Raw genomic sequence first — 22,049 nt, 5'->3', positions numbered from 1 at the left:
GCATATGGATGGCGATGAAGAGATACTCAGCCTTAAAGAAGCGGGCATACAATATGAGGCAGACGATTTCCGCAATGCCCTATCGGGACTAACGGAGGGGAATTTGTGGGAGCGGGCAGCAAAGCGTTACAAGTTCAACACAACATGGGGCATTCATCCGGAATGGGACCGTGACGCACTGAAGCGCAGGCTCCATGCCGGCTGGGAAAAGGAGCGGTTCGGCGAGCCGGTAAATGCCGTACGCAGCATCTCTGGTGACATGGTACGCTATTTACCTGAGCATACAGCCTTCCGGATCGATTGGACCGTTCTCGAGGATCGCTTTAGCGCAGCGGTTCCAGGTGATTTCTCTCCTGTTCAGGCAGGTCCATACCCGAGAATAAAGATCGAGCTCCCGCTCACTTTACATGCACCTGAGGTCACCGTGAAGTCATTACAGGCAGAAGGTATTGAACAGAAAATCATGGAGTTTTCCACCTCACTCGGTGCAAGCGGTCCAGGAAGAGTTCATAATATCACTTCCGCAGCCCAAGCGGTGAACGGGATGATCCTAAAGCCGGGTGATGAATTTAATTATGCCGAGGTCGTTAAGAAGGCCCAGAAATTATACGGTTTTGAAAAAGCCCCTGTGATCGTTGGCGGCAGACTGGAGCCGGGAATCGGGGGAGGAATCTGTCAGGTATCCAGTACCCTTTATAACGCCGTGCTGCTGACAGGGCTTGAGGTAACAGAGCGCCTCAACCACTCGCTCCCGGTGGATTATGTGCCGAAAGGTCTGGATGCCACCTTTGCCGAAGGGTACATCAATTTCCGGTTTCGCAATAATACCGGCAAATATCTGCTGATTCACTCCGAGGTACAGGGTAGAACGCTGACCCTCAAATTGTTCGGAACATTTCCGAAGAACACGGCCTACTCGCTGGAATCAAAAATCGTGCAGAGCATTCCCGCTCCGCTCAAATATACTCTTGACTCCTCACTGGATTACGACAACCACAGAATTATCCAAAAAGGCAAACCCGGTTTTATTGTAGAAACCTACCGGACCAAGAGAGTGGATGGCAAAGTCGTTAAACGTGATAAAATATCCCGGGACATTTACCGGGGCCAAAGCACAATCATCGGGATGAATCCATCGGACGGTACGCTTCCACGCTCGCAGGATATGCCCAAGGCACCAATCATAGAGGATGGAATAAGCATCCGTTAGGGTTCATGCATGTGGCCAATAAACTAAAATCTAGAAAGGGCGGTGACAGGATGAATTCCTGGCAGCGCCATTTTTAGTGTAGCAACCAAATATTTGCAACATTATCCGGCTTGGTTCCGTTATGTTGGATAGTAAGGAATATAAGGATGCAAATCGATAGGGGGTAAATGTAAATGAGGAAAATGATGATGGTTGTTTTTTTGATGTGCTTAATAATTACCGGATGTACAGATGATGAAATAATTGTCACGTCTGCTCGAATTATAGATTCATTTGAAAGGCATGGGATTCAGTTATCAAAGCAAACAAACACTAATTCAGAATCTGTGTTTTCAAGAACTTATAATCATGTCTCACCTGAGCGATATCTGCTTGATGATAAACAGTCCATCAGCATATATATCTTTACCTCGAGCAAAGAGGCTAAAAAGGGATTAAAGGATTTCGAAGATAAAACAGCGACAGCAGATGTAGTTCCACATCGCAAATATCAGGCAGCAAATATATTACTTTTCCACGTCGCTGATGACGCTTTTGAAGATGAACGTGTTAAATTTGTTATGGAGAGTTTACTGGTTACAAAGTGACAAAACGGGACACGAACCCCCGGCAATGTTTAGATACGGCGCACCTCGCCCACCTCTGCGGAAGGGTCCTGAATAAATTCCTCCCTATATTCGACTACACGCACTTTGCAGCCTGGTCCGAGAATCACCCGATTGCCGCTGATTACTTCCGCCTCGGTATGCTCCACATCTACGATGCCGCCATTCAGAAAACGTACGAATAAACGCATCGGCCGAAACGAGATCGATAGCTGCTCCCAGAACCGTGACCCTTTTTTACGCACCTTAATAAAGTCTCCACGAATTTCCTGAGCCTCACAACGGTCCAATAAGTGAATGTCCATCGTTTCAGCTTCCATAATACCATCGACCGAAAAGTGGCCCTTGGTTTCGATCTTCTCTCCCTGCACATGTGCCGCTTTCAGGGAACCGCCAATTTCAATCTTCAATGCTGTGACTTGACCCAGGACGTTACACCGTCCCATCACCGCTAGCGTTCGGCTCCTAAGAGCCCCTTTAACCTTGGCTGCTCCTCCAACATGCACTTCCATCGCATCAACCGGTCCATCTATAGTTCCGTTTCCATGAATGCGAACCTTGCCTGCAGTAAGCGAACCCTTCACACTGACATTTCCGTTACCAATAAAGTCGTGACAGTCCAGATCTCCGCCAATCGTCCCCATTCCATCCAGCTGAACCTTACCATACTTTCCTCCGGCGCTTTTCCCGAATCCTGACATATGCAGGTCATGACGCTTTTGATCTTCCATGTTACTGCCTCCCGTTATTCAACATTTCCATTTAATGTATCATAAGATCCCGCTGCAGCATACGTACCCGTGACGGAAATTCATCTCGGTCTGGAGAAGGAGTTAAAGTATATAAAAAAATCGATTCCTTGACTTGAAAGGAACCGATTTGGATGCGCATGATATAAAGCTTTAAGAATCTTATTGCACGATAGCCGCTTTTCCTTGAATATTTTCATAATAAGCAGTAAACACAATATTGGCGATTATCGGTGTGCTGTTCATGAATTCAGGCTGACTTGCCGGCTGCTGAAAATGGAACGAGTCTACCTTAATGATTCTTGGCAGTTGATCCAGTTCATTGATCCAGGCGTAGATCTGCTCATAGCTGCCTTCAATCTCTGCGTTCATCTTCACTTCTTTAATGAAAGAATATACTCCTTCACTGCTGCCTGTCATAATAGCAATTTCGTTCGCCTCGGTCAGATTAAAATCAACTTTTTTCAAAATGGCCTGCGATCTGGCCCCCACCAGCCGCAGATCCAGCACCAGCTGTTCTTCAGCATCACTCTGCGGAAGGGCCGCCAGAGAATCAGCTTCAGATATTTCACTTGTGACGCCTGTTCCTTTCATTTCATTAACCTTGTTCTGGAGCAGCGCCGTCTCTTCCTCAATCCGGGCCATCTCGACCTTTTGATCATTTAATTCCTTAATGGTAGGCTGCAGACCGAGCATAAAAAAGGCAAATAACAGCAGGAATAGAAACAATACACCCAGCACGATTGCAGACCGATATTTATTTAACTGCTCCATGACTGCTGCCCTCCTGTTCCCAATCCGTAGCCTGATCCTTCACACGTTTACCTGCCTTCAGCTTCACCTTATAGACTGCTGTATAGAAATCTTTTCCGGGCGCCATATTCTTCTGTCCGCGCATCCCGTTCTCCAGATTAAGAATTACCGCATCCGCCGTAAACGGCAGTCTGCGCAGGTTCACCAAATATTCAGATGACTGTGCCATATTCGGTACATGGACGGTAAGATCTATGCCCGAACGATAGCTGTAGCCGATATCCCGCAGTATGCTGCCCTTGGGTAGGCTGCCTAGCGTTTCGTTAAGGATGAACACAGGGTTCTCCCGGTTCTGCTTAATTTCCCCGATCGCTTCTATCCGCTCCGACTGCCCAAGTCCGCTCTTGTTTAACGAAGCAAGCTCCTGTTCCACCAGACTTCTCTGATCACGCAGCGCCTCCACTCGTTCAGCCTGATTGCTGATCTGTCCCTTGTTCAGTATATAAAAAGCACCTGTAGCCACCACACCGAGCACCCATATCGCAACCAATGCAGCTGCAATGTAAGGAAACAGCACCGTTTCACGATCTTCCCGGGGAAGCAGGTTAACCTTATGCCCTCCGGAGCCCATTAATGCGCTGCCTATAGCCAGACGGTAATCATTAAACTCAGGACCAGGTGAGACGCGGTCTTTAAGATGAAGAAAATCAACGGTATGCATCTCTATATCAGACAGCGACTGGCGCAATTCTTCATACAATTGTTCTCTATGTTCCGCTGTCCCCGTAATAATGATATCCTGAATTCGAGTTGTTCCATCGTGCAAGCTGTATTGATAAAAGTTCAGCATTCTTGATATCTCTGCCGTAATCTCAACGATTTGTTCCGGAGCAAGATGCTTACTGACGGTACCGGAGTCTGGCTCGGTGTCTGTATCATTTCCGCCGGCTTGTGAGAGTGAATCCAGGTCATACAAGTTAATCGTACGCATAAATACAGGGTCGCCGCGGTGGAACATGTAAACGTCCAGCAAGGATTTTTCCATATGAATCAGCATTGTCTCTGCTAACTCATTCCCCTGTCCCAACATGATCGCACGGGCTAATGCAGTGCCTGAAATCTCAACATTGCTCACCTTGAGTCCGGCACTTTCTACGACATCCACATAATCCTGAATGAGCTGGCGCGGAGCAGCCACAACTAGCAGATGGGTCTGTCCTTCTTCACTGCCGGTTTCAACGTAGTCATATACCGGGTTCTCAAACGGCAGGTGCAGACCGGTCTCGACCTCCAGCTTGATAAGCTGCTCAACCTGCTTGCTGTTCGTACTTGGAATGACCATTTTTCGGACAATCATCTGGGATGGCGGTATGGAGAGCGAAACTTCGCTGCCCTTTATTCTCGAATCCTTCACTGTCTTTTTGAGGAGGTCGAGCATCGCTTCGCCATCTGCAATCTGATTTTCTTTAATCAAACCCGGCGGTAAAGGAAGAAAAATCTTCTTGTCGATCTCCCACGTCTTCCTGTGCAGCCGAACGTAGCGGATCCCTGTTTGTTCTATGGAGAGACCGGCCGTTTTTTGTCCTAAACCGAGCATCCGTATATCCTCCTAACCGATGAGCGAGAGATACCCGCTAATAATCTGTGAACCGTAACCATATGTGATGAGCGTACCCAATGCCAGCCATGGACCAAAAGGAATAGGCTGTCTTCGCTTGATAACGCCAAGGAGCAGGAGAATACCGCCAACCAAGACCCCGCATAAGCAAGCAGCCAGAAATGCCAGAATTACACCCGGAAATCCGACCACAAAGCCGCATAGTGCAAACAGCTTCACATCGCCCATGCCCATGCCGCCAAACCAGGCGAGCAGCAGCATGACACCTCCGCCAAGCAGCGCGCCCAGCACATGCTGCCCGAGTGGAGCCACGTGGAATATCAAGATGAGCGCACCCAGAATCGGCAGGAAAAAGAGCAGGATTCTGTTCGGTATCCGCATATATTTCAGGTCTGCTACGGTGATCATGATGAGCATGCTGACCAGCAGGAAGCCGATGATTCCTTCCGCCGTCAGGCCAAAGCGTAAGTAAACCCATAGGAACAGCAGCCCGGTAAGGGCTTCGCCCAGCGGGTATATTACAGATACTTTGGCGCCGCAATGTCTGCATCTGCCGCCTGCGAGCAGGAAGCTGAAGACCGGGATCAGGTCACGGCCTGTCAGCTGCTTATGGCAGGCGCCACACTGTGAAGGCGGGCGCACGACCGATTTCCCGACAGGGATCCGCAGGCCGACCACATTGAAGAAGGAGCCAAGTACCATTCCGAGTATCGTGATATAGATTGCTAGCATTGTTGTCATTAGTGTTCAGTCCGCCTTTAATTTGAAACAGGAACCGGGGGGTGAATGGTAATCCCGATTCCTGTGGGGGGTGAATGAGTGCTTAACTCTTTTTCGTTGGGTCGTGGTGAGGCCGCTGCGAGTACGGATCGTTCTTACGATCGCTGTTGTCTTCGGATTTCTTGAATGGACTTATTCAACGGGTGAAATCCGAAGACAAAGGCGACCGCTAACGCTTCTCCAGTACGATTCCGTCCTCTCCGCTCACTGCGGCGGTGGGAGTTAAGCACTCATTTATGGGTGTATGTGATAAAGATTAGTTTCCAGACTCTCCACCTGAAGGTTTTGTAGGTTTAACTCCGAGCACTTCCGTAGCCTCATAATCAATAGGATCATCACTACCAGAAGGAGCTAATGTAACGCCGGTCAATTCTCCATCCCCATTAAATTTAACCACTGTGTTAGTCCCATCCAACGTTGCTTTGGTACTTGGTAGCACTACAGTTCCATCCATATATTTTCCAGTTTGAAGATTTCCAAGCGTAATTTCAGGATCTTTTGTGAAGTCACCATCATTCTCTCCTATGACATACAATCTTGCTGCATCATAAATTTGGCGAGCAGTTGCAACATCTCCATCAGCTTTAGACTTGTCAAGGATGTTACCGATCATAGGTATTGCGATAACTGCGATGATACCCAGGATTACGATTACGGCCAGGAGTTCGATCAGGGTGAAGCCTTTTTCGTCTTGCAGCCTTTCTTTTCTAGCTTTTAGAGCTTTGGTCAACATGGGAAATCCCCCTTATTAATTTGGTTGTATCGGAAAATCTATGAGTCTGAGAGTCTGAGAATATGAGAGACTGAGAGTCTACGAATCTATGAATCTGGAATCTATGAGTCTAGTAGAGACATAAAATAAACAACAAAAAGAATGGGATGTTAGCTTGAATAAATTCATCCGTTCGTCAGGAGAGGAAATCTCCGTAATGTGCGGTAAAGCTTAAGGCTGTGTTTCCGTCGGGTCGAATGACGTGCATGGTACCACCACTAAAAGTTCACTCCCCCGGCGTCACCCCTCTCAAGAGATAATCCAATCTATGTCAAAGCAGTAGATCACATATTTCCGTACATACTGAACATCGGCAGCATGATCGCGGCCACGATGATACCCACGATGCAGGCCAGAAAGGCGATTAACAGCGGTTCAAGCAGTGACTTCAGACGATCCACGGTATTCTCTACGTCCATCTCATAGAAATCCGCAACCTTGGAGAGCATTTGGTCCAGTGCTCCTGTTTCTTCACCAATGGCGATCATTTGGGTGACCAGCGGTGGGAAGACCCAGGCTTTTTTTAGCGGCTCGGAGAGCGGTTTACCCTGACTAAGCGAATCACCTGCACTGCGGATGTATTGTCCGATGACTTTATTGCCAGCGACCTCCTCCACGATGTTTAAGGACTGCAGCACGGGCACCGAACTGGCATATAGTGAGGCGAATGTGCGCGTAAACTGGGCAATGGAGCCCTTTTGGTTCAGCTTGCCGAACACCGGCATTTTGAGCTTGGCGTAATCCAGCCAGTAGGCTCCCCGCTCTGTCCTTTTCATGATCTGGTGGGCAATGATCAGCGCAAGAACTGCCAGCAGCCAGAAATACCATTGTTCCTTGATGCTATCACTGAGGGCGAGTACTATTTTTGTAATTGCAGGCAGTTCGGCATCCAGCGACTCGAACATGGAGACGAATTGCGGCACGATAGCCCACAGGAGGTAAACTACTGCAGCTATTGCCATGAGCCCTACCGTAACCGGATATGTGAGTGCAGATTTAATCTTTTCAGTCGTGTTGTGCTGCTTCTCGTAATAAAGTGCCAGACGGTCCAGCGTCCCTTCCAGGTCTCCTGACTCTTCGCCTGCGCGAATCATGCTTACGAATAATGGCGGGAAGATCTTCTTATGATCCTGTACAGCCTGGGAGAAGGATATCCCCCGAAGCAGGCTGGAGTTCACATGAATCAAGGCTTTTCTGAGCGGCTTGCTGTCCGTTTGTTCAGCCAAAATCCTTGTTGCATCCACAATTGATACTCCAGCGCGGATCAACGTTGCAAACTGGCGGCAGTAAATAATGAAGTGAATCGGTTTTACCGGGTTGCCTATATAAATATCCATCGACAAGATGGTCTGCTTCGTTTCAATGAGTGAGAATACCGTCAAACCCCGTTTGCGCAGCTCCTCCATAGCAGAGGCTTTATCCACGGCACTTAGCTTGCCTTTAAGCTGCTTGCCGCTGCCCGTCTTGACCTGATACTCGAACTGCTGCATCAGCCGCTCACCTCCGCAATGTAGGCCTTCGCCGCAGACGGCAGGATCGATCCGTTCTGAAGATGCTCACGTACCGCCATCTCTAAAGTGTGCATCCCTAAATTACGTCCTGTCTGCATCACATTCTTGATCTGATGTGTCTTATCCGTCCGGATCAGGTTCGCTACAGCAGGTGTATTAATGAGTATCTCCGAGGCGCATAAGCGCCCCCGCCCACCCGCACGGGGAAATAATCGCTGAGAAATGACGGCAACGAGCACGGAGGCCAGTTGGGAACGGATCTGCGAATGCTGATGCCCCGGAAACGCATCGATAATCCGGTCAATCGTCTTCGGTGCGTCGGTGGTATGCAGGGTGGATAATACAAGATGGCCTGTTTCCGCTGCGGTTACCGCTGCTGAAATGGTCTCCAGATCTCTCATCTCGCCCACAAGAATCACATCCGGATCCTGACGCAGTGCTGCTCTCAGTCCATTCGAGAAGCTTGCCGTATCGCTGCCAACCTCTCTCTGATCTACCAGGCTTGTCCCGTGGCTATGCAAAAATTCGATCGGGTCCTCCAAGGTGACAATACGCTTGCGCTCCATGTGATTAATAAGATCAAGCATCGCCGCCAGTGTGGAGGATTTACCGCTTCCTGTAGGGCCGGTAACGAGAATGAGTCCTTGCGGCTTCAGCGCCAGATTAGACAAGACGGACGGCATCCCAAGCTCTTCAAGTGTAGGAATCCTGGATGGAATGGAACGGGCAGCAATGCTTATCAGCCCCTTTTGTCTGTACACATTGACTCGAAAACGTATTCCGTCCTCCAGGGGATAGGAGAAATCCAACTCGCCCACACTCAGGAAATGTTCCATCCGCTCCTTGCCGAGCAGCTCCTCCGCCATCCCGGCTGCTTCTTCAGAAGAAACGACAACCTCATCCATCGGCTGGAGCTGACCATCTACCCTCATCATGGGCGGGGAATTTACGGAAATATGCAAATCTGATGCCTGGGATTGATGCGCCTTTTGAAGTAAAAAAATGATATTCCTTGTGTCTGTCAACTTGGCCGCCTCCTTCCAGACTAATGGGCAACTGACTCTCGCATGACTTCCTGAAGCGTTGTAATGCCCTCACTTACTTTTACAATTCCGTCCTCCATCAACTGGATCATTCCGTTTTCCAGAGCTGAGCGCCGCAGTTCCTCTGCAGAAGCAGAGCTTGCAATGAGCGCACGCATGCGGTCATCAATAGTCATTACTTCATGAATAGCGATCCTGCCCCGGTATCCTGTGCTGTTGCAGTGTCCACAGCCTTTTCCTCTATGAAGGGTATCCTTATGCAGGCCGTAATTACGCAGTAAAATCGATTCCTGCTCCGTCGGTCTATATGTCTCCCGGCACTCTGAACAGATTCTGCGAACGAGCCGCTGTGACACTACGCCAAGCAGGGAAGATGCAATCAGATAAGGCTCTACCCCCATATCTCGCAGCCTAAAAATCGTACTGACCGCATCATTGGTATGGAGTGTAGATAACACCAAATGTCCTGTCAGGGAAGCTCTGACCGCAATTTCCGCCGTCTCTGTATCCCGGATTTCCCCCACCATGACAATATTAGGGTCCTGACGGAGAATGGATCGAAGCCCGGCAGCAAATGTAAGCCCCACTGCAGAATTCACATGTACCTGATTAATGCCTTCCAGCTGATATTCCACCGGGTCTTCAACGGTGATGATATTGACATTCTCCCTATTTAAATGGTTAAGCGCCGAATATAAGGTGGTTGTCTTGCCGCTTCCCGTTGGACCAGTAATAAGCAAAATCCCGTACGGCCGTTCGATCATGGCGCGGAATGCCTCAACGTTCCGCTCATTAAAGCCCAGATTATCCAGTGACTTCACACCCGAGGTCAGATCGAGCAGCCGGAGCACGATTTTCTCCCCGTGCATTGTTGGAAGTGTAGAGACACGAATATCGATCATTTTGTATTCGAACTGCATCTTGATACGGCCATCCTGTGGAAGTCTGCGTTCTGCAATATTCAGCCTTGCCATAATCTTGATCCTGGCGGTGATGAATCCCTGCATCTGCTTCGGGATCATACGCTCGGTCTTCAGTGCCCCGTCAATCCGATAGCGTATCGATAAATTGTTCTCACCCGGGTCTATGTGAATGTCGGACGCCCGAAGCTGAACAGCTTGCTGGATCATCTGATTCACGAGACGCACGATCGGTGATGCTTCATCGGTGATCTCTGTCTCCTCGAACTCTTCCTGTGACGGAAGCTCCACCATCATCTGGCTCATGGAATCCTTCATCCCATAATGCCGGGCGATAGCTCGCTGCAGTTCTTCACGGGTGGATATAGCCGGCTCGATCCGGAACCCTGTCGTCATCCGCAAATCCTCAATCGCAAAATAGTCCAGAGGATCAGCCATGGCAACCATCAGCTTGCCGCCCTCTTTCATGAAAGGAAGGACCTGATGCCGCTTCGCCATACTCTCCGGTATAATGCCGGTGATGGCCGGATCGATATTATATTTAAATAGACTCACATGCGGTATACCAAGCTGAAATTCCAGCACTTCGATCAATTGCTGCTCAGTAATGTAGCCTTGGGACAGGAGCAGATCGCCAAGCCTTCGCTTCGTCTTGCGCTGTTCTTCTAAAGCTTCTTGCAGCTGCGCTGGTGAAATAAGCCCGTTCTCTACCAACAAGTCTCCCAGTCGCTTCTTGACGATGGCCATATCCAATCACTCCATTCTGCATGGTTTCATTCCTTGAACCCAGGTTCCTATACTGAACAGCAAGTTCCGCAACGATGAAATCCAGTACCGACATCTGTTTCGTAAAATACGATTCCATATAGTTATATAGTTACAAATACTAGAGATATGTTCATTCTTTTTCATTGATTAGATGAGAGTTTTGACCTAGAATGTATATAACACACATTGGTAAATTTTACAACAGATTCTGCGCGAAAACTGTCAAATAAATGGCAATTTTGTTACTTTGCATCGTATTATAAATTCCGGAGTAGAAGGAGGCGAGCAGCAGCAATGAAACGTTATAGGAGAATTGGCTGGATTGTAGCTGCAGCGTTTATTTTAATACTGCTCATTCTGCCAATCAGGGACTTTCTAACTAGAGCAGAAGCGGAGGATTCCGGTTATACCATTCGAATTTTGGAGGTAACGGAAAACGGGTCAACAGACCTAGGGGGCCTGAAGTCGGGCACTCGCGGAGTAACGGTCGATACGATGAGCATGAAAAGGTTCGTCTCTCTTCGCACAGATCTGGATGGAAAGTATGATGCTATATATATAGGTAAGGGAAAATACAGCAAGAGCGGGGTCAAAGGAACTGATCATAATACAGCGGGTGTAATGAACGACATTACGAAGCTGAAAGCCAAAGCTATTATCGATCATTATATTAATAAAGGGCTTTATGTATTTTTGCATACGGATCCTTTTATCAATCAAAAAACCGCCGAACGGGGTAACTTATACGAGTCTTTCAATCTTTACCGCACTCCATCAACTGCTAAATCAAACGTTGTATTTGTAGGCACAGAAGAATTGAATAAGATCGTTGAGGGCATTAAGAATGGTACCTCCCGCTATCTCCCGGGCTTAAAGCAGCGCCCCCGGCTAGAAATTACGAACAAGTCCGAAATCAGGGAGTACAGTACAGATACTACACATCATATCTACCAAATCGGGGATGAACTCACCTATAAGATCCATGTGTCCAATGTGAAGGATTTCAAGAATCGGCCTATTACAGCCAACCTGTACATGAGTGTAGATAAATCAATAGCGATGACAGCAGATCATCTGGTTGCGTCTACAACGCTCGATAACAGTTCCTCTGCAGAAATGAAGTACAAGCTGCCGAAGACCTACTCCGGTGTTCTGTACTGGAAGCTTGAAATTGTCGATCAGCTTAACCCGTATCAATGGAAGGATTATGACAGTGGTTCGATCCGCTTCCATGGCAAGAAGACCATTGTCAACATCCTTCAAGTGCTGCCCCGGAATGAAGGTAAGCAAAGCAGTTCTTTGCTGAATTCCGCTAACATGAATCCTGGCTTCCTGAAGAGCGATGATTATGAGTTGAAGATTGAAACGAAGACCATAGATGAGTTTAACAATTATATTAAAACGAATTATACTGCGAGCCAGCAATATGGCCTGAACGGTACCTATGACATGCTTATTTTCGGTTTTGCCGACATTTATAATACGAAGGCTCCCATAAGCTCACTGGCTGCCGACGCAGTTGTTGAATTCTCCGAAAAGACCAAACAAAGCGTTATGTTTACTCATGACACGATTTACGCGAGTACAGCCGAATGGATGAGCAAATTCCAGACCATTACAGGTCAGATTCCTCCTCAGACGAATCTTGGCTTAAACGCACCGAATACATCAAAGCTCGTAACACCTGTGAATGATGGGCTGCTCACTCAGTATCCTTTTAACCTGTCGAAAAAAACGGATGACAAGCCAATCTATCAGGTCGCTACCACACACAATCAGTACTTCACCCTTAACCTGGAGGATCCGAATATTATTCCCTGGTATAACATTGAGGGCAGTAATCGGGATGTCAACGACAGCTGGAATCATTACTACACTTACTCCAAGGGCAATGTAACCTATTCGGGAACAGGGCATATTTTTACAGGAAGCAATACGGAAAAATTCCCTGAATGGGAGCAGAAGCTGTTCGTGAATACCATGTACCGTGCCTTCACCGGCGCTAACCATGCTCCTGAAATCACTGTTCGGACACCGGAAGACAACAGCGTTCATCCATCCTATCAGGAAAATCTCATGCTCAGCTACACAGTGGATGACTGGGATTTAAAAGACCGTAATTTGCTTACCAGCATCAAGTTCAAGAAAGATAATGCCTATATTCGTGATATGACCATTAAAGATATGGCTATCATCTCCGGGCAAACCGTGACACAAGGCTTTAAGAATCCGCTACCTGATGGCGGCGAGCTCCAGATTGAGATTTCAGCGTGGGACAAGCAGGGAGCTATGACCACGAAGACGATTAAGCTTACAATCCGGAAGGCTGCTGCAAACTTAAAAACAGAACGTTCCCTCTCTCCGATAACTAATAACAATGAGGTTAAGCGGGATGAAGAGGTCACAGTCGACTATAAAGTAACGCCAAACTCGATCCCATATGATATTGTCGCTCCAAGTGATCAAGGGAAGGATACCCTCGTTATTACGAATATCCAATATACAGAGACCTTTCCGCCGAATTTCGAAATTACCGGTTTACCTGAGGGAACCACCAAGACGGGAACGCTCGCAACAGGCTATACAATTGGTCGGAGCCTTGGCGATGTTACTTACAAGCTTAATAAAGTGAATGGTGTGAATAAATCCTATGAGCCGCAAAACCCTAAGCCTATTACCTTCCAGATAAAAGGAAAGCCGAAGACGAAGGGTGTCTATTTGCTGGACCATTCGAAGATAGAGTTTGAGGATATACATGCTTCTATTCAGGCAGGGGGAAGTCAGGGATCGTCAAATGGTGATGACTCTAATTCCACGCTTGGTATCCCTAAAGGCTTCGTCATGTTTATTTTGGATGATATTTATAGAAACCCCAAAGAGAATAAAGGATTCTCAAGTGATGGGGGGGTTGCTGGAGGAGGAAACGTTGATTTAATTCGTTTCAGTCTCGCGGGAGGCAATAATTCTAATAAATATATCATCATTGCCGGAAAAGATATTCAATTGGGTGGCGGTTCGGTCCCATACGGAAAAAAAATTGCATATGGAGGCTCTACCATCGGGGATGTAAGTAATTTTGAGAAAATACTTGTGAAGGATAATCCCATTGATTTTAACAGCATAAAAAATCACTTACTAAGAACCTCAGCTTCAATCGCTCAGCTTCCTGCCACTGCTGATCCAGTCATTAGTAATAATGGATCACTGATTACACTTACTGGAACTAATCCTAAACTCAATGTATTCCATATTGCAGGAAGTAAGTTAGCGAATTCAAGGAATTTCACCATCCATGCTCCTTCAGGCTCTACAGTCATTGTGAACATTGATGGATCACAGGTTGAAATGCATAATGGATTAACACTTAGAGGCGTTGACGCTGGCCATGTACTCTATAATTATTATGAGGCAACAGATGTATTAAATTCAGGTATCAGCGTTTTAGGTACTGTTCTAGCTCCTAAAGCTCACTACAGTCTTGAGGGCAACATATTTGGTTCTATAATTGCTGACAAAATGACCACAGGGGGCAACTATTTGTCTTTGCGCCCTTTTGAAGGCGATCTCGGCATAACACCCGAACCGCTTAATCGCATAACCGTGGATTTCCCTACCCTGTCCTTTACATCGGTAGTGAAGGTATCACAGATTGACCTAAATGGAGCGAAGATTCTGGTTGGAACGGAGCAGCAGCTTATTCCTACCGTGCTTCCCGAAGATGCAGATAATAAGCTTCTTACATGGGAATCTCTTAAACCGAATACGGTGTCTGTATCTGGCGAGGGAATCATTCATGGCCTGCAGGAAGGCAAGGCCCAAATCAAGGTGTCCGCAACAGACGGCAGCGGCATTTATAAGATAGTGGAGGTCGAGGTAATCAACCGGGGGTTAACGATTTCAGGCCCAGACACTGCCAAAGTACAAGATGAACTCCAGCTCGAAGCGCGGTATACAACAACAGGCGAACAGGTTACCGGTTACCGGTGGAGTGTTAAGCCGGTGAACGGACATGATGTATCCGACATGGTGAGACTCCGTCAGGACGCAGCAGGCTTAAACATTGTAAAGATAACTGCCCTGAAGAAAGGGACCGTTACCCTGATCGCCACGGTTCTGACAGATCAATTCCCGGATGGAGTCTTGTCCGCTGAGCATACGATCACGATCTCGGAGAAGCTGGATGAGATTATTATTGAAGGTCCTAATCGGGTCTATGTAGGGGGAAGTGTCACGCTTAACTTGATTACCAATCCTGCCGGGGTTGAAGAAACTGGCTTTCAGTGGTCAATTTTAGGCGATGGTGCCTCCTATGTGAAGCTGACTCCCGCTTCAGACGGCCAATCTGCCCAGATAACCGGCTTGAAGAAAACGGATCTTCATAAGGTGACGGTTAAAGTGACCACTCCTTGGACTTCTAATAATATAGAGGATATACATGATATCGTAGTTGTTCCTGCCCTTACCGGCCTTCGGTTAGATGATGCGACGGTTAGTATTAACGGGACAGAGGACTTGTTTAATAATCTCTCTGTAATCCCAAGTGATTTCAACAAATACGAGCTGAAAGGCCAACTGAACTGGAAGAGTTCAGATGAGTCCACCGTTTCTATTGATGAGCATGGCGTCATTACAGGAAGGAAGAAAGGTACGTCTCAAGTATCTGTAACTTATATGTACGAGATCAACGGCAAGACGGTAAAAATTAAAGCTCAAGCGACAATCAAGGTATCAGGCACTTATAGTAAAGATAAATACTAGGGTAAAACCCCGGTTCCCATGATGATGCTAAGCTAAAAAACACCCTAACTGCTGCAAATATACAGCGGTTGGGGTGTTCTTATGTTCAATATTTTATACGTTTAACCAAATCCGTTCACCTGCTAAAAAAGGGAGACAGTGCTTCTCACACAGCATCGGCATTCGCTCGCGCATCCAGGGATGCACCGATTCATTCCCCATCTGGAATGCATAGTATCCAATAATGGCAGTTAACATAAAGCCTTCCAGCAGAACGATATCCTTCTCAGGCATGCCCGCTTCGCCGTAATATCCTTCAAGAAATACTTCCCGCTGTTCAGCCGGAACCATCATCGCTCCCATCGCGACATCAATTAAATAATACCCCGGTCCAAAGAATCCAAAATCGATAATGCTCATGGCTCCATCATCCATCAGAATGACGTTGCCTAAATTCAAGTCACCGTGAACCAAACCCCAAGCTTCAGCCTTATTCTCCTGCTCTTCAAGACGAGCGTTAATCCGTTGGATACTGTCTTCAATCACTTGAACATCTTCAGAAGTAAACAGCCCCAATTCTAATCCTTGTCTGATTGCAGCAACAAGCTGGTTGTTATACTCTATCCCTTGACTAGGCCGCTGATCAGGGTTCGCAAGACGGTATTGACGGAGGAATGCATGAAGCTTGGCAATTTGTGCTCCCAAGCGCGAAGCAACTACCGGGTCACTGAGGTCTTTCTTCTGCAGATCTCTTCCTTCCAGCCATGTCATCACAGAGCAGTTCAGCTCCTCTCCGTCCTGCTCTATCACTGTAATTAAATCACCGCCGCGGTTACGAAGAGGTTTCTGGGCCCGAAGGATACCTGCTTCCGCCAGCTTCTCCAGCATTTCCAGCTCGCCTAACATTCCATCATACGTATGCTGAAGCCCGCTCATGCTCGGCTTAAGCGGTTGATGAATTCGCAGTAAAAAGACTTGTCCCTTCACCGAATCCTCCACTCTATACGTCCGATTCTCATTATGCCTTAGAAAGGTAATCACAGGCTGTTCGATACCATAGCTGTTCAATATCGTGATGAGCGTTTGATCCATCATATCGGTAAGGTTCCTTTCACTTTTGATATGAATATGGAGAGGAAGAGATTATTTCAGCTTAACATGGCCAACCTGGACACTGATATTATTAACTCTGGGAAGACCCGCTGCATGAGTTACATATACCTGTTCATCATAATTCGCGGTAAAACGGATTAACCCGTTGTCATTCACCTGGATCACACTGCCTCCATCCTTTGCCTCGCCTCTCACTGCGTTTACGGTCAAGTCACCCTTTGCGAAAAATCCGCCGTTCAGCGAAAAGATCGAACCCACACCGTACAACTCCGCTGTAGCATCCGTATAGAAAAAAGCGTTAAGCGTCTCCGTAGTATTTTGGAATGCATCAAACCGGTTTACCAAGACTGGTCCCTTCGAGATAACAACCGCTCCTGCTCCACGAATCGAAGCATCCTCGACCGTGGTCCGACCCAGCACGAACATGGTTGAATCCAGCTGCACATCGCCCCTGATCTCCAGACTGCCTGTCACGAGGAGATTGGCAGCGACCTTCATCAGTTCCTCGTTGTAGTTATCCATTTTTAAATTGCCATCAACGATATACCATGGTCTCTCACCAGGTCCACCCATATACTCAATCTTCTTCATTTCTATACCATCGATGGTCAAATCGCCTTTTATCACGAGGGTTTCATCCGGATTGGTAATCTGGTCAATTTTCTCGTTGTAGCTGTTCAGCTCCTCATAGTAACTTCTCCATAGCTCTATATCTTCAGGCTCTTCGGAATCCTCCGGCACAAGCGGTTGAACCGGCTTCACCAGAGGCAGCTCAACCTTCGTAAAATAGTTGCCAAGGTAATCCGCTAATCCCTGATCTCTGATCTTGCCCCGAACATGATTCCGGTCTACCCCTGCCCTTCCCTCTCCAATGGCCTCCATCACTTTATCCAGAAAAGACTCTTCCACATTCATTTGAACAAACTTCCGGTGATTCTTAATGATCAGCTTATCCATCGGAAGAATACCGGGCCACGGATCCGGCTCCTTTAGCATTTCTGCTGCACTCCTGGATCCCGTCCTGTCGCTTCGCGAATAGATGACCTCATCCAGTGATTGAACATGCGCTTCCCCGCTGCCTGTCTTTCCGCCGGCGGCTGTTAATTCGAATGGAGACGACGGGAGCGATAGATTATTGGATTTATAATCATAAAGGGCCGTATCACTGATATATAGTTTTTTACCGGCGTAGATATTCCCCCGAACTTCAGGTGAACCGTTGATCGTCAGATTTCCCTCTGAGCCTAGGACGTACTTCAAAAAATCCGGATAGGTGTCGAACACCACCTCCTGAGTCAGCTCACGCTGAACCCCATTCACATCCGCCTCCGCTGTAAGGATCAGCGTATAGCTTACCGAATCTCCAGCCGGTTTATATTCAATGCCCGTAATTCTTCCATTGGCTTGTTCCAGTTCTGTGCTTGTCGAAAGCTCTGCTCCAATGCTCCCGTCCAGGCTTCTCAAGTAGCTGTCGATAGCCCTGTGCAAATCCCCCCTGTTCGAGTCATTGCTCAGCTTCACCTTGGATTCGAGCTCTGCCGTAATATAAGCAATCGTCTCCTCCAGTGCTTTCTCGGCGAGATGCAGACTCTGTACATCATTCTTTCTTGTTTCCGTCCGCTGAGCCCCTCCTATGGCAGCACTAAGCACCGCTGTGCCCAAGATCGTAAGCAGGAGGGCAATAAACATGACCAGCACCAACGCAGAACCCTGTTCATTCGTTACCCGCACGGCGTCTTTCTTATCCGGCATGATTCACGTCCTCCTAAAATCCAAATTTGCTTTCAAGCGCCAGCTCATAGAGACTGCCATCGCTGCCCTGCTGCTGAAGCTGAAGAGAAATATCAATGAGCCCGCTGCTGCAAAACCTCTCCCCTTCACAAAATCTCCCGTCCGCTGTTTTGGACTGAATGGTGGAGCCGCTCAAGTCAAAATCTGCTGCGGTTCGCGGATCGTTCTCGGCAGGAGGTGCGCCGACATCTCCAATAACCAGCCTGCCATCCAGGATCTTAATCGACCGGCGAACGGTCTCCTTCCCTTCCCCCCGGATAAGCACAATGCCACTCATTCCGCTGCCTGCGGCTTCTATATTCTCTATATATTCCGGTCCAAAGCTGTAAAGCTCGGTCATAATCGAAGACATGACGATATCAGCCTCTTCCCGGAGCGAATTCTCCATCGATATTTTGTTATAATTCTTGAACCCGAAGATGGTAACTGAAGAGATTAGGATAACAACGAGAGAAAAAATCATCAGCGCAGCGATGAGCTCAACCAGTGTAAATCCGGACTCCGATCTGAAGCGGTTAGCGAATTTTTTCATCAGTAATATATCCCTCCACCACCGTCTCATGGGCTTGTCCTCTGGCTCCACCAGGCCCTTTAACGACCACTTTCACAGGCAGGAGATATTGAGCCATCTGTCTCTTCTCTCCATCTGCTCCCGGACTTCCATCAGCCGGGTCCCCGCCCGCAAGCATCGTCTGGTGCAGATCTGCCTGATAGACGATTTCAAGCTCATATTGAACATCATTGATCACCGGATTAAGGATTTCCGGAAGAACGTCCGGATTCAAGAACTTGTCCTTATACAGGCACCCGGTTACATCCTTGCACAGGCTTCCTGCAAGATCGGGCTGCTGGCTCTTATCGGCATCAAACAGCTCCTTCATCTTCTTAAAATCCTGTTTCTCCATATAAAATAATGCGTTCCGTGCGAGATTCGCCATAACCGTCTTATTCTGGTTCGATTTGGAGTAGGACATGGCATTCGTGAAGTAAGACGTTAGTACCAGGGAAACAATCGACAAAATAATTATAGCCGCCAGCACCTCTAACAAGGTGAAACCATGCTCTTCTCTAAAGCCTTTCTTCATGCCCATATCGCCTCCTTTTCCCGGAATTCACATTTGCGAATAACTGATCGGTTTTTCCTATTTCCATTATATTCCGAGGTCTTATAACCATCAATGCCGGATTGGGCGGTCAGTCGACATTTTATAATATATATTGACCATGCGTTGTGCTATCATCGGAAATATAGGAAGTCCGGCTGACCGGATCGGCAGCCATATCTGCCAGATTTATAGAATCGGCTTTTAACAACGAGAGGAGATTATTCATATGGCTCTTATGAATTGTCGTTTTTATTCAGACGCACTTGGACTCAGCACCACCATGACCGTTATTCTTCCGCAAAATACGACCTCCCAGATTGGCATGGACAGCCGTTCAGGCAGTCATAAACATCCTACCCTTTACCTACTCCACGGCTTATCCGATGACGATTCGATCTGGCTGCGCCGAACCTCCATCGAGCGTTATGTCGCCTCACTGGGCATTGCTGTGGTTATGCCGCAGGTCCATCGCAGCTTCTATACAGACATGGAGTACGGCGGAAAGTATTGGACCTTTATCAGCGAAGAGCTGCCGGCACTCGCCCGTTCCTTCTTCCCTCTCTCAGACAAACGTGAGGACAATTACGTTGCGGGTCTGTCGATGGGCGGATATGGGGCCTTTAAGCTTGCCCTACGAAAACCAGAAATGTTCGCCGCTGCAGCAAGCATGTCCGGGGCACTTCATGTGGCAGGACGGTTTGTTCGGGAGGACATCGCGCGGGATAGATATCTGATCTTTGGGGATAAACCGATCTCGGGGACGGAGAATGATTTGCTTGAACTTCTCAAAAATATCGATCAAATTGAAGGATCGAAGCCGAAGCTGTTCCAGTGCTGCGGTACGGAAGACTTCCTGTATGAAGATAATCAGACCTTCCTGAAGGCCTGCCGTGAAACCTCTCTGGACCTTACTTATACTGAAGGGCCAGGGGCGCATGACTGGCAGTACTGGGACGACCGAATCCAGGATGTGCTGAAGTGGCTGCCTTTGCCGCTGGTGTAAGATCGTTCCCTATAAGCTTTATAGCATCAAAAAAAGACTGCCCGCAGGAAGCCTCATTTTCGGCTTCCCCGGCAGTCTTTTTGCATAAATATATTTATTTGTCCGCTTCTGCGGCATGCGCCTCAATCCATTCAGCGGATACAGCCAGCGCTTGCTCCGCACGGTCAATTGCTGCCTTCACCTGTGGTGAAGCCGTACCGCCGTATACGTTACGGGCATTTACGACTGTCTCCGGCTGCAGCACCTGATAGATGCTGTCGTCAAACAGCTCCGAGAACTGCTTGAACTCTTCGAGCGTAAGATCCAGCAGGAACTTGTTGTTCTGGATGCAGTAGAGTACGGTTTTGCCGATGACTTCATGTGCCTGGCGGAAAGGAAGACCCTTGCCGACGAGGAAGTCAGCGATATCTGTCGCGTTGGAGAAGTCTGTGTTCACGGCTTCACGCATCCGGCCTTTGTTCACCTTCATCGTAGCGATCATTGGAGCGAACAGCTGCAGGGCTCCTTCAAGCGTTGCAACCGTATCGAACATGCCTTCCTTGTCCTCCTGCATATCCTTGTTATACGCAAGCGGCAGGGACTTCAGCACGGTCAGCAGACCCATCAGATTGCCGTAGACACGGCCTGTTTTACCGCGGACAAGCTCAGGCACATCCGGGTTCTTCTTCTGCGGCATAATGCTGCTGCCTGTGCAGAACGCATCGTCCAGCTCGATGAAGTTAAACTCGGTGCTGCTCCAGAGGACCAGTTCCTCACTCAGACGGGAGAGATGCATCATAATCATGGATGCATTAGACAGGAATTCGATAATGAAATCGCGGTCACTTACAGCATCCAGGCTGTTCTCATACACTCCGTCAAATCCAAGCTGCTCCGCAACGAAGTGACGGTCGATCGGGAATGTTGTCCCTGCGAGCGCACCTGCGCCAAGCGGCAGAACATTAATACGCTTATAGCTGTCAATCAGCCGTCCAATATCACGCTGGAACATGGACACATAAGCCATCAGATGATGCGCGAACAGAATAGGCTGCGCCCGCTGCAGATGGGTGTAGCCCGGAATAATCGTATCCAGGTTATCCTTCGCCTGGCCAATCAATGCGGATTGCAGCTCATGCAGCATACCGGTCAGTTCAACAACGCGGTTGCGCAGATACAGGTGCATATCCGTTGCTACCTGATCGTTCCGGCTGCGTCCGGTATGCAGCTTGCCGCCTACAGCTCCCACTTCCTCGATCAGGTTCTTCTCGATGTTCATATGAATGTCCTCATCAGAAACCGAGAACTCGATCTCGCCTTTACGAATCCGCTCCAGCACCTTGTTCAGTCCGGATTTAATGGTCTCGACATCCTCCTGCGGCACAATGCCGCACTTGCCCAGCATCGTCACATGCGCGAGACTTCCCTGAATATCCTCTTCCGCCAGCTGCTTATCGAAGCCGATCGATGCCGTATACTGTTCTACCAACGCGTTGGTCTGCTTCGTAAAACGGCCTCCCCATAACTTACTCACAACTCCCGCTCCTCTCGTGTAAGGCAGAGGGCCGTCTCCCGCCAGCGGCAGCTGAAA

General features: G+C 48.1%; 17 protein-coding genes. 4 read left to right on the top strand and 13 right to left on the bottom strand.

The genetic code is table 11. From position 1 onward, the window contains the following. Both BN1234_RS15210 and BN1234_RS15205 read left to right on the top strand, forming a co-directional pair. Positions 1 to 1,210 (top strand): VanW family protein (locus BN1234_RS15210; protein WP_156337232.1); only part of this gene is annotated, 1,210 nt, incomplete at its 5' end. 173 nt (positions 1,211 to 1,383) lie between these two features. Continuing rightward, complete coding sequence (locus BN1234_RS15205; RefSeq protein WP_054957514.1) at positions 1,384 to 1,797, top strand: hypothetical protein; 414 nt, start codon at positions 1,384 to 1,386, stop codon at positions 1,795 to 1,797. Positions 1,798 to 1,826: 29 nt separating this feature from the next. On the opposite strand, the gene BN1234_RS15200 is transcribed toward BN1234_RS15205, so the two are convergent. From BN1234_RS15200 to gspE, 8 genes are all read right to left on the bottom strand, one after another. Next, positions 1,827 to 2,546, bottom strand: coding sequence for a bactofilin family protein (locus BN1234_RS15200; RefSeq protein ID WP_054957513.1), 720 nt, complete (start codon positions 2,544 to 2,546; stop codon positions 1,827 to 1,829). A gap of 180 nt (positions 2,547 to 2,726) precedes the next feature. Continuing rightward, on the bottom strand, positions 2,727 to 3,338 hold the full coding sequence (locus BN1234_RS15195) for a type 4a pilus biogenesis protein PilO (RefSeq protein WP_054957512.1): 612 nt from the start codon (positions 3,336 to 3,338) through the stop codon (positions 2,727 to 2,729). After that, complete coding sequence (gene pilM, locus BN1234_RS15190; RefSeq protein WP_054957511.1) at positions 3,322 to 4,914, bottom strand: pilus assembly protein PilM; 1,593 nt, start codon at positions 4,912 to 4,914, stop codon at positions 3,322 to 3,324. Before pilM ends, BN1234_RS15195 begins: the two co-directional genes overlap by 17 nt. 12 nt (positions 4,915 to 4,926) lie before the next feature. After that, a complete protein-coding gene (locus tag BN1234_RS15185; protein WP_054957510.1) occupies positions 4,927 to 5,676 on the bottom strand; it encodes a prepilin peptidase in 750 nt (249 codons plus the stop codon). Positions 5,677 to 5,971: 295 nt separating this feature from the next. Next, complete coding sequence (locus BN1234_RS15180) at positions 5,972 to 6,448, bottom strand: type II secretion system protein (RefSeq protein WP_082423233.1); 477 nt, start codon at positions 6,446 to 6,448, stop codon at positions 5,972 to 5,974. 323 nt (positions 6,449 to 6,771) lie between these two features. Next, positions 6,772 to 7,977 (bottom strand): type II secretion system F family protein, encoded by a 1,206-nt coding sequence (locus tag BN1234_RS15175; protein ID WP_054957509.1) that lies wholly within the window; start codon positions 7,975 to 7,977, stop codon positions 6,772 to 6,774. Then, positions 7,977 to 9,023 carry a type IV pilus twitching motility protein PilT gene (locus tag BN1234_RS15170; RefSeq protein WP_054957508.1) on the bottom strand — a complete coding sequence of 349 codons (1,047 nt, stop codon included), beginning with the start codon at positions 9,021 to 9,023 and terminating at the stop codon, positions 7,977 to 7,979. Before BN1234_RS15170 ends, BN1234_RS15175 begins: the two co-directional genes overlap by 1 nt. A gap of 20 nt (positions 9,024 to 9,043) precedes the next feature. Then, complete coding sequence (gspE, locus tag BN1234_RS15165; RefSeq protein WP_054957507.1) at positions 9,044 to 10,708, bottom strand: type II secretion system ATPase GspE; 1,665 nt, start codon at positions 10,706 to 10,708, stop codon at positions 9,044 to 9,046. A gap of 315 nt (positions 10,709 to 11,023) precedes the next feature. Between gspE and BN1234_RS15160 the strand changes: the two genes are divergently transcribed. Next, positions 11,024 to 15,487, top strand: coding sequence for a choice-of-anchor A family protein (locus BN1234_RS15160; RefSeq protein ID WP_054957506.1), 4,464 nt, complete (start codon positions 11,024 to 11,026; stop codon positions 15,485 to 15,487). 93 nt (positions 15,488 to 15,580) lie between these two features. On the opposite strand, the gene BN1234_RS15155 is transcribed toward BN1234_RS15160, so the two are convergent. From BN1234_RS15155 to BN1234_RS15140, 4 genes are read right to left on the bottom strand one after another with little or no spacing between them, the layout of a single operon-like run. After that, complete coding sequence (locus BN1234_RS15155; RefSeq protein WP_054957505.1) at positions 15,581 to 16,561, bottom strand: phosphotransferase enzyme family protein; 981 nt, start codon at positions 16,559 to 16,561, stop codon at positions 15,581 to 15,583. Positions 16,562 to 16,609: 48 nt separating this feature from the next. Further along, positions 16,610 to 18,331, bottom strand: coding sequence for a hypothetical protein (locus BN1234_RS15150; RefSeq protein ID WP_054957504.1), 1,722 nt, complete (start codon positions 18,329 to 18,331; stop codon positions 16,610 to 16,612). Positions 18,332 to 18,344: 13 nt separating this feature from the next. Continuing rightward, the gene (locus BN1234_RS15145) at positions 18,345 to 18,902 is read right to left on the bottom strand and encodes a PilW family protein (RefSeq protein ID WP_054957503.1); all 558 of its coding nucleotides are present in this window, start codon (positions 18,900 to 18,902) and stop codon (positions 18,345 to 18,347) included. Beyond that, positions 18,886 to 19,455, bottom strand: a complete 570-nt coding sequence (locus tag BN1234_RS15140; RefSeq protein ID WP_054957502.1) for a type IV pilus modification PilV family protein — start codon at positions 19,453 to 19,455, stop codon at positions 18,886 to 18,888. Before BN1234_RS15140 ends, BN1234_RS15145 begins: the two co-directional genes overlap by 17 nt. Before the next feature lie 247 nt (positions 19,456 to 19,702). Between BN1234_RS15140 and BN1234_RS15135 the strand changes: the two genes are divergently transcribed. After that, on the top strand, positions 19,703 to 20,479 hold the full coding sequence (locus BN1234_RS15135) for an alpha/beta hydrolase (RefSeq protein ID WP_054957501.1): 777 nt from the start codon (positions 19,703 to 19,705) through the stop codon (positions 20,477 to 20,479). Positions 20,480 to 20,573: 94 nt separating this feature from the next. Here the strand turns inward: BN1234_RS15135 and argH are convergent, their stop codons facing one another. After that, positions 20,574 to 21,992, bottom strand: coding sequence for an argininosuccinate lyase (argH, locus tag BN1234_RS15130; protein WP_054957500.1), 1,419 nt, complete (start codon positions 21,990 to 21,992; stop codon positions 20,574 to 20,576). Between the last annotated feature and the right edge of the window lie 57 nt (positions 21,993 to 22,049).

The organism is Paenibacillus dakarensis, assembly GCF_001373415.1.
Classification (GTDB): domain Bacteria; phylum Bacillota; class Bacilli; order Paenibacillales; family Paenibacillaceae; genus Paenibacillus_AQ; species Paenibacillus_AQ dakarensis.
The sequence above is the reverse complement of the archived record's forward strand: the minus strand, read 5'-3'. Positions and strand labels throughout refer to the sequence as shown.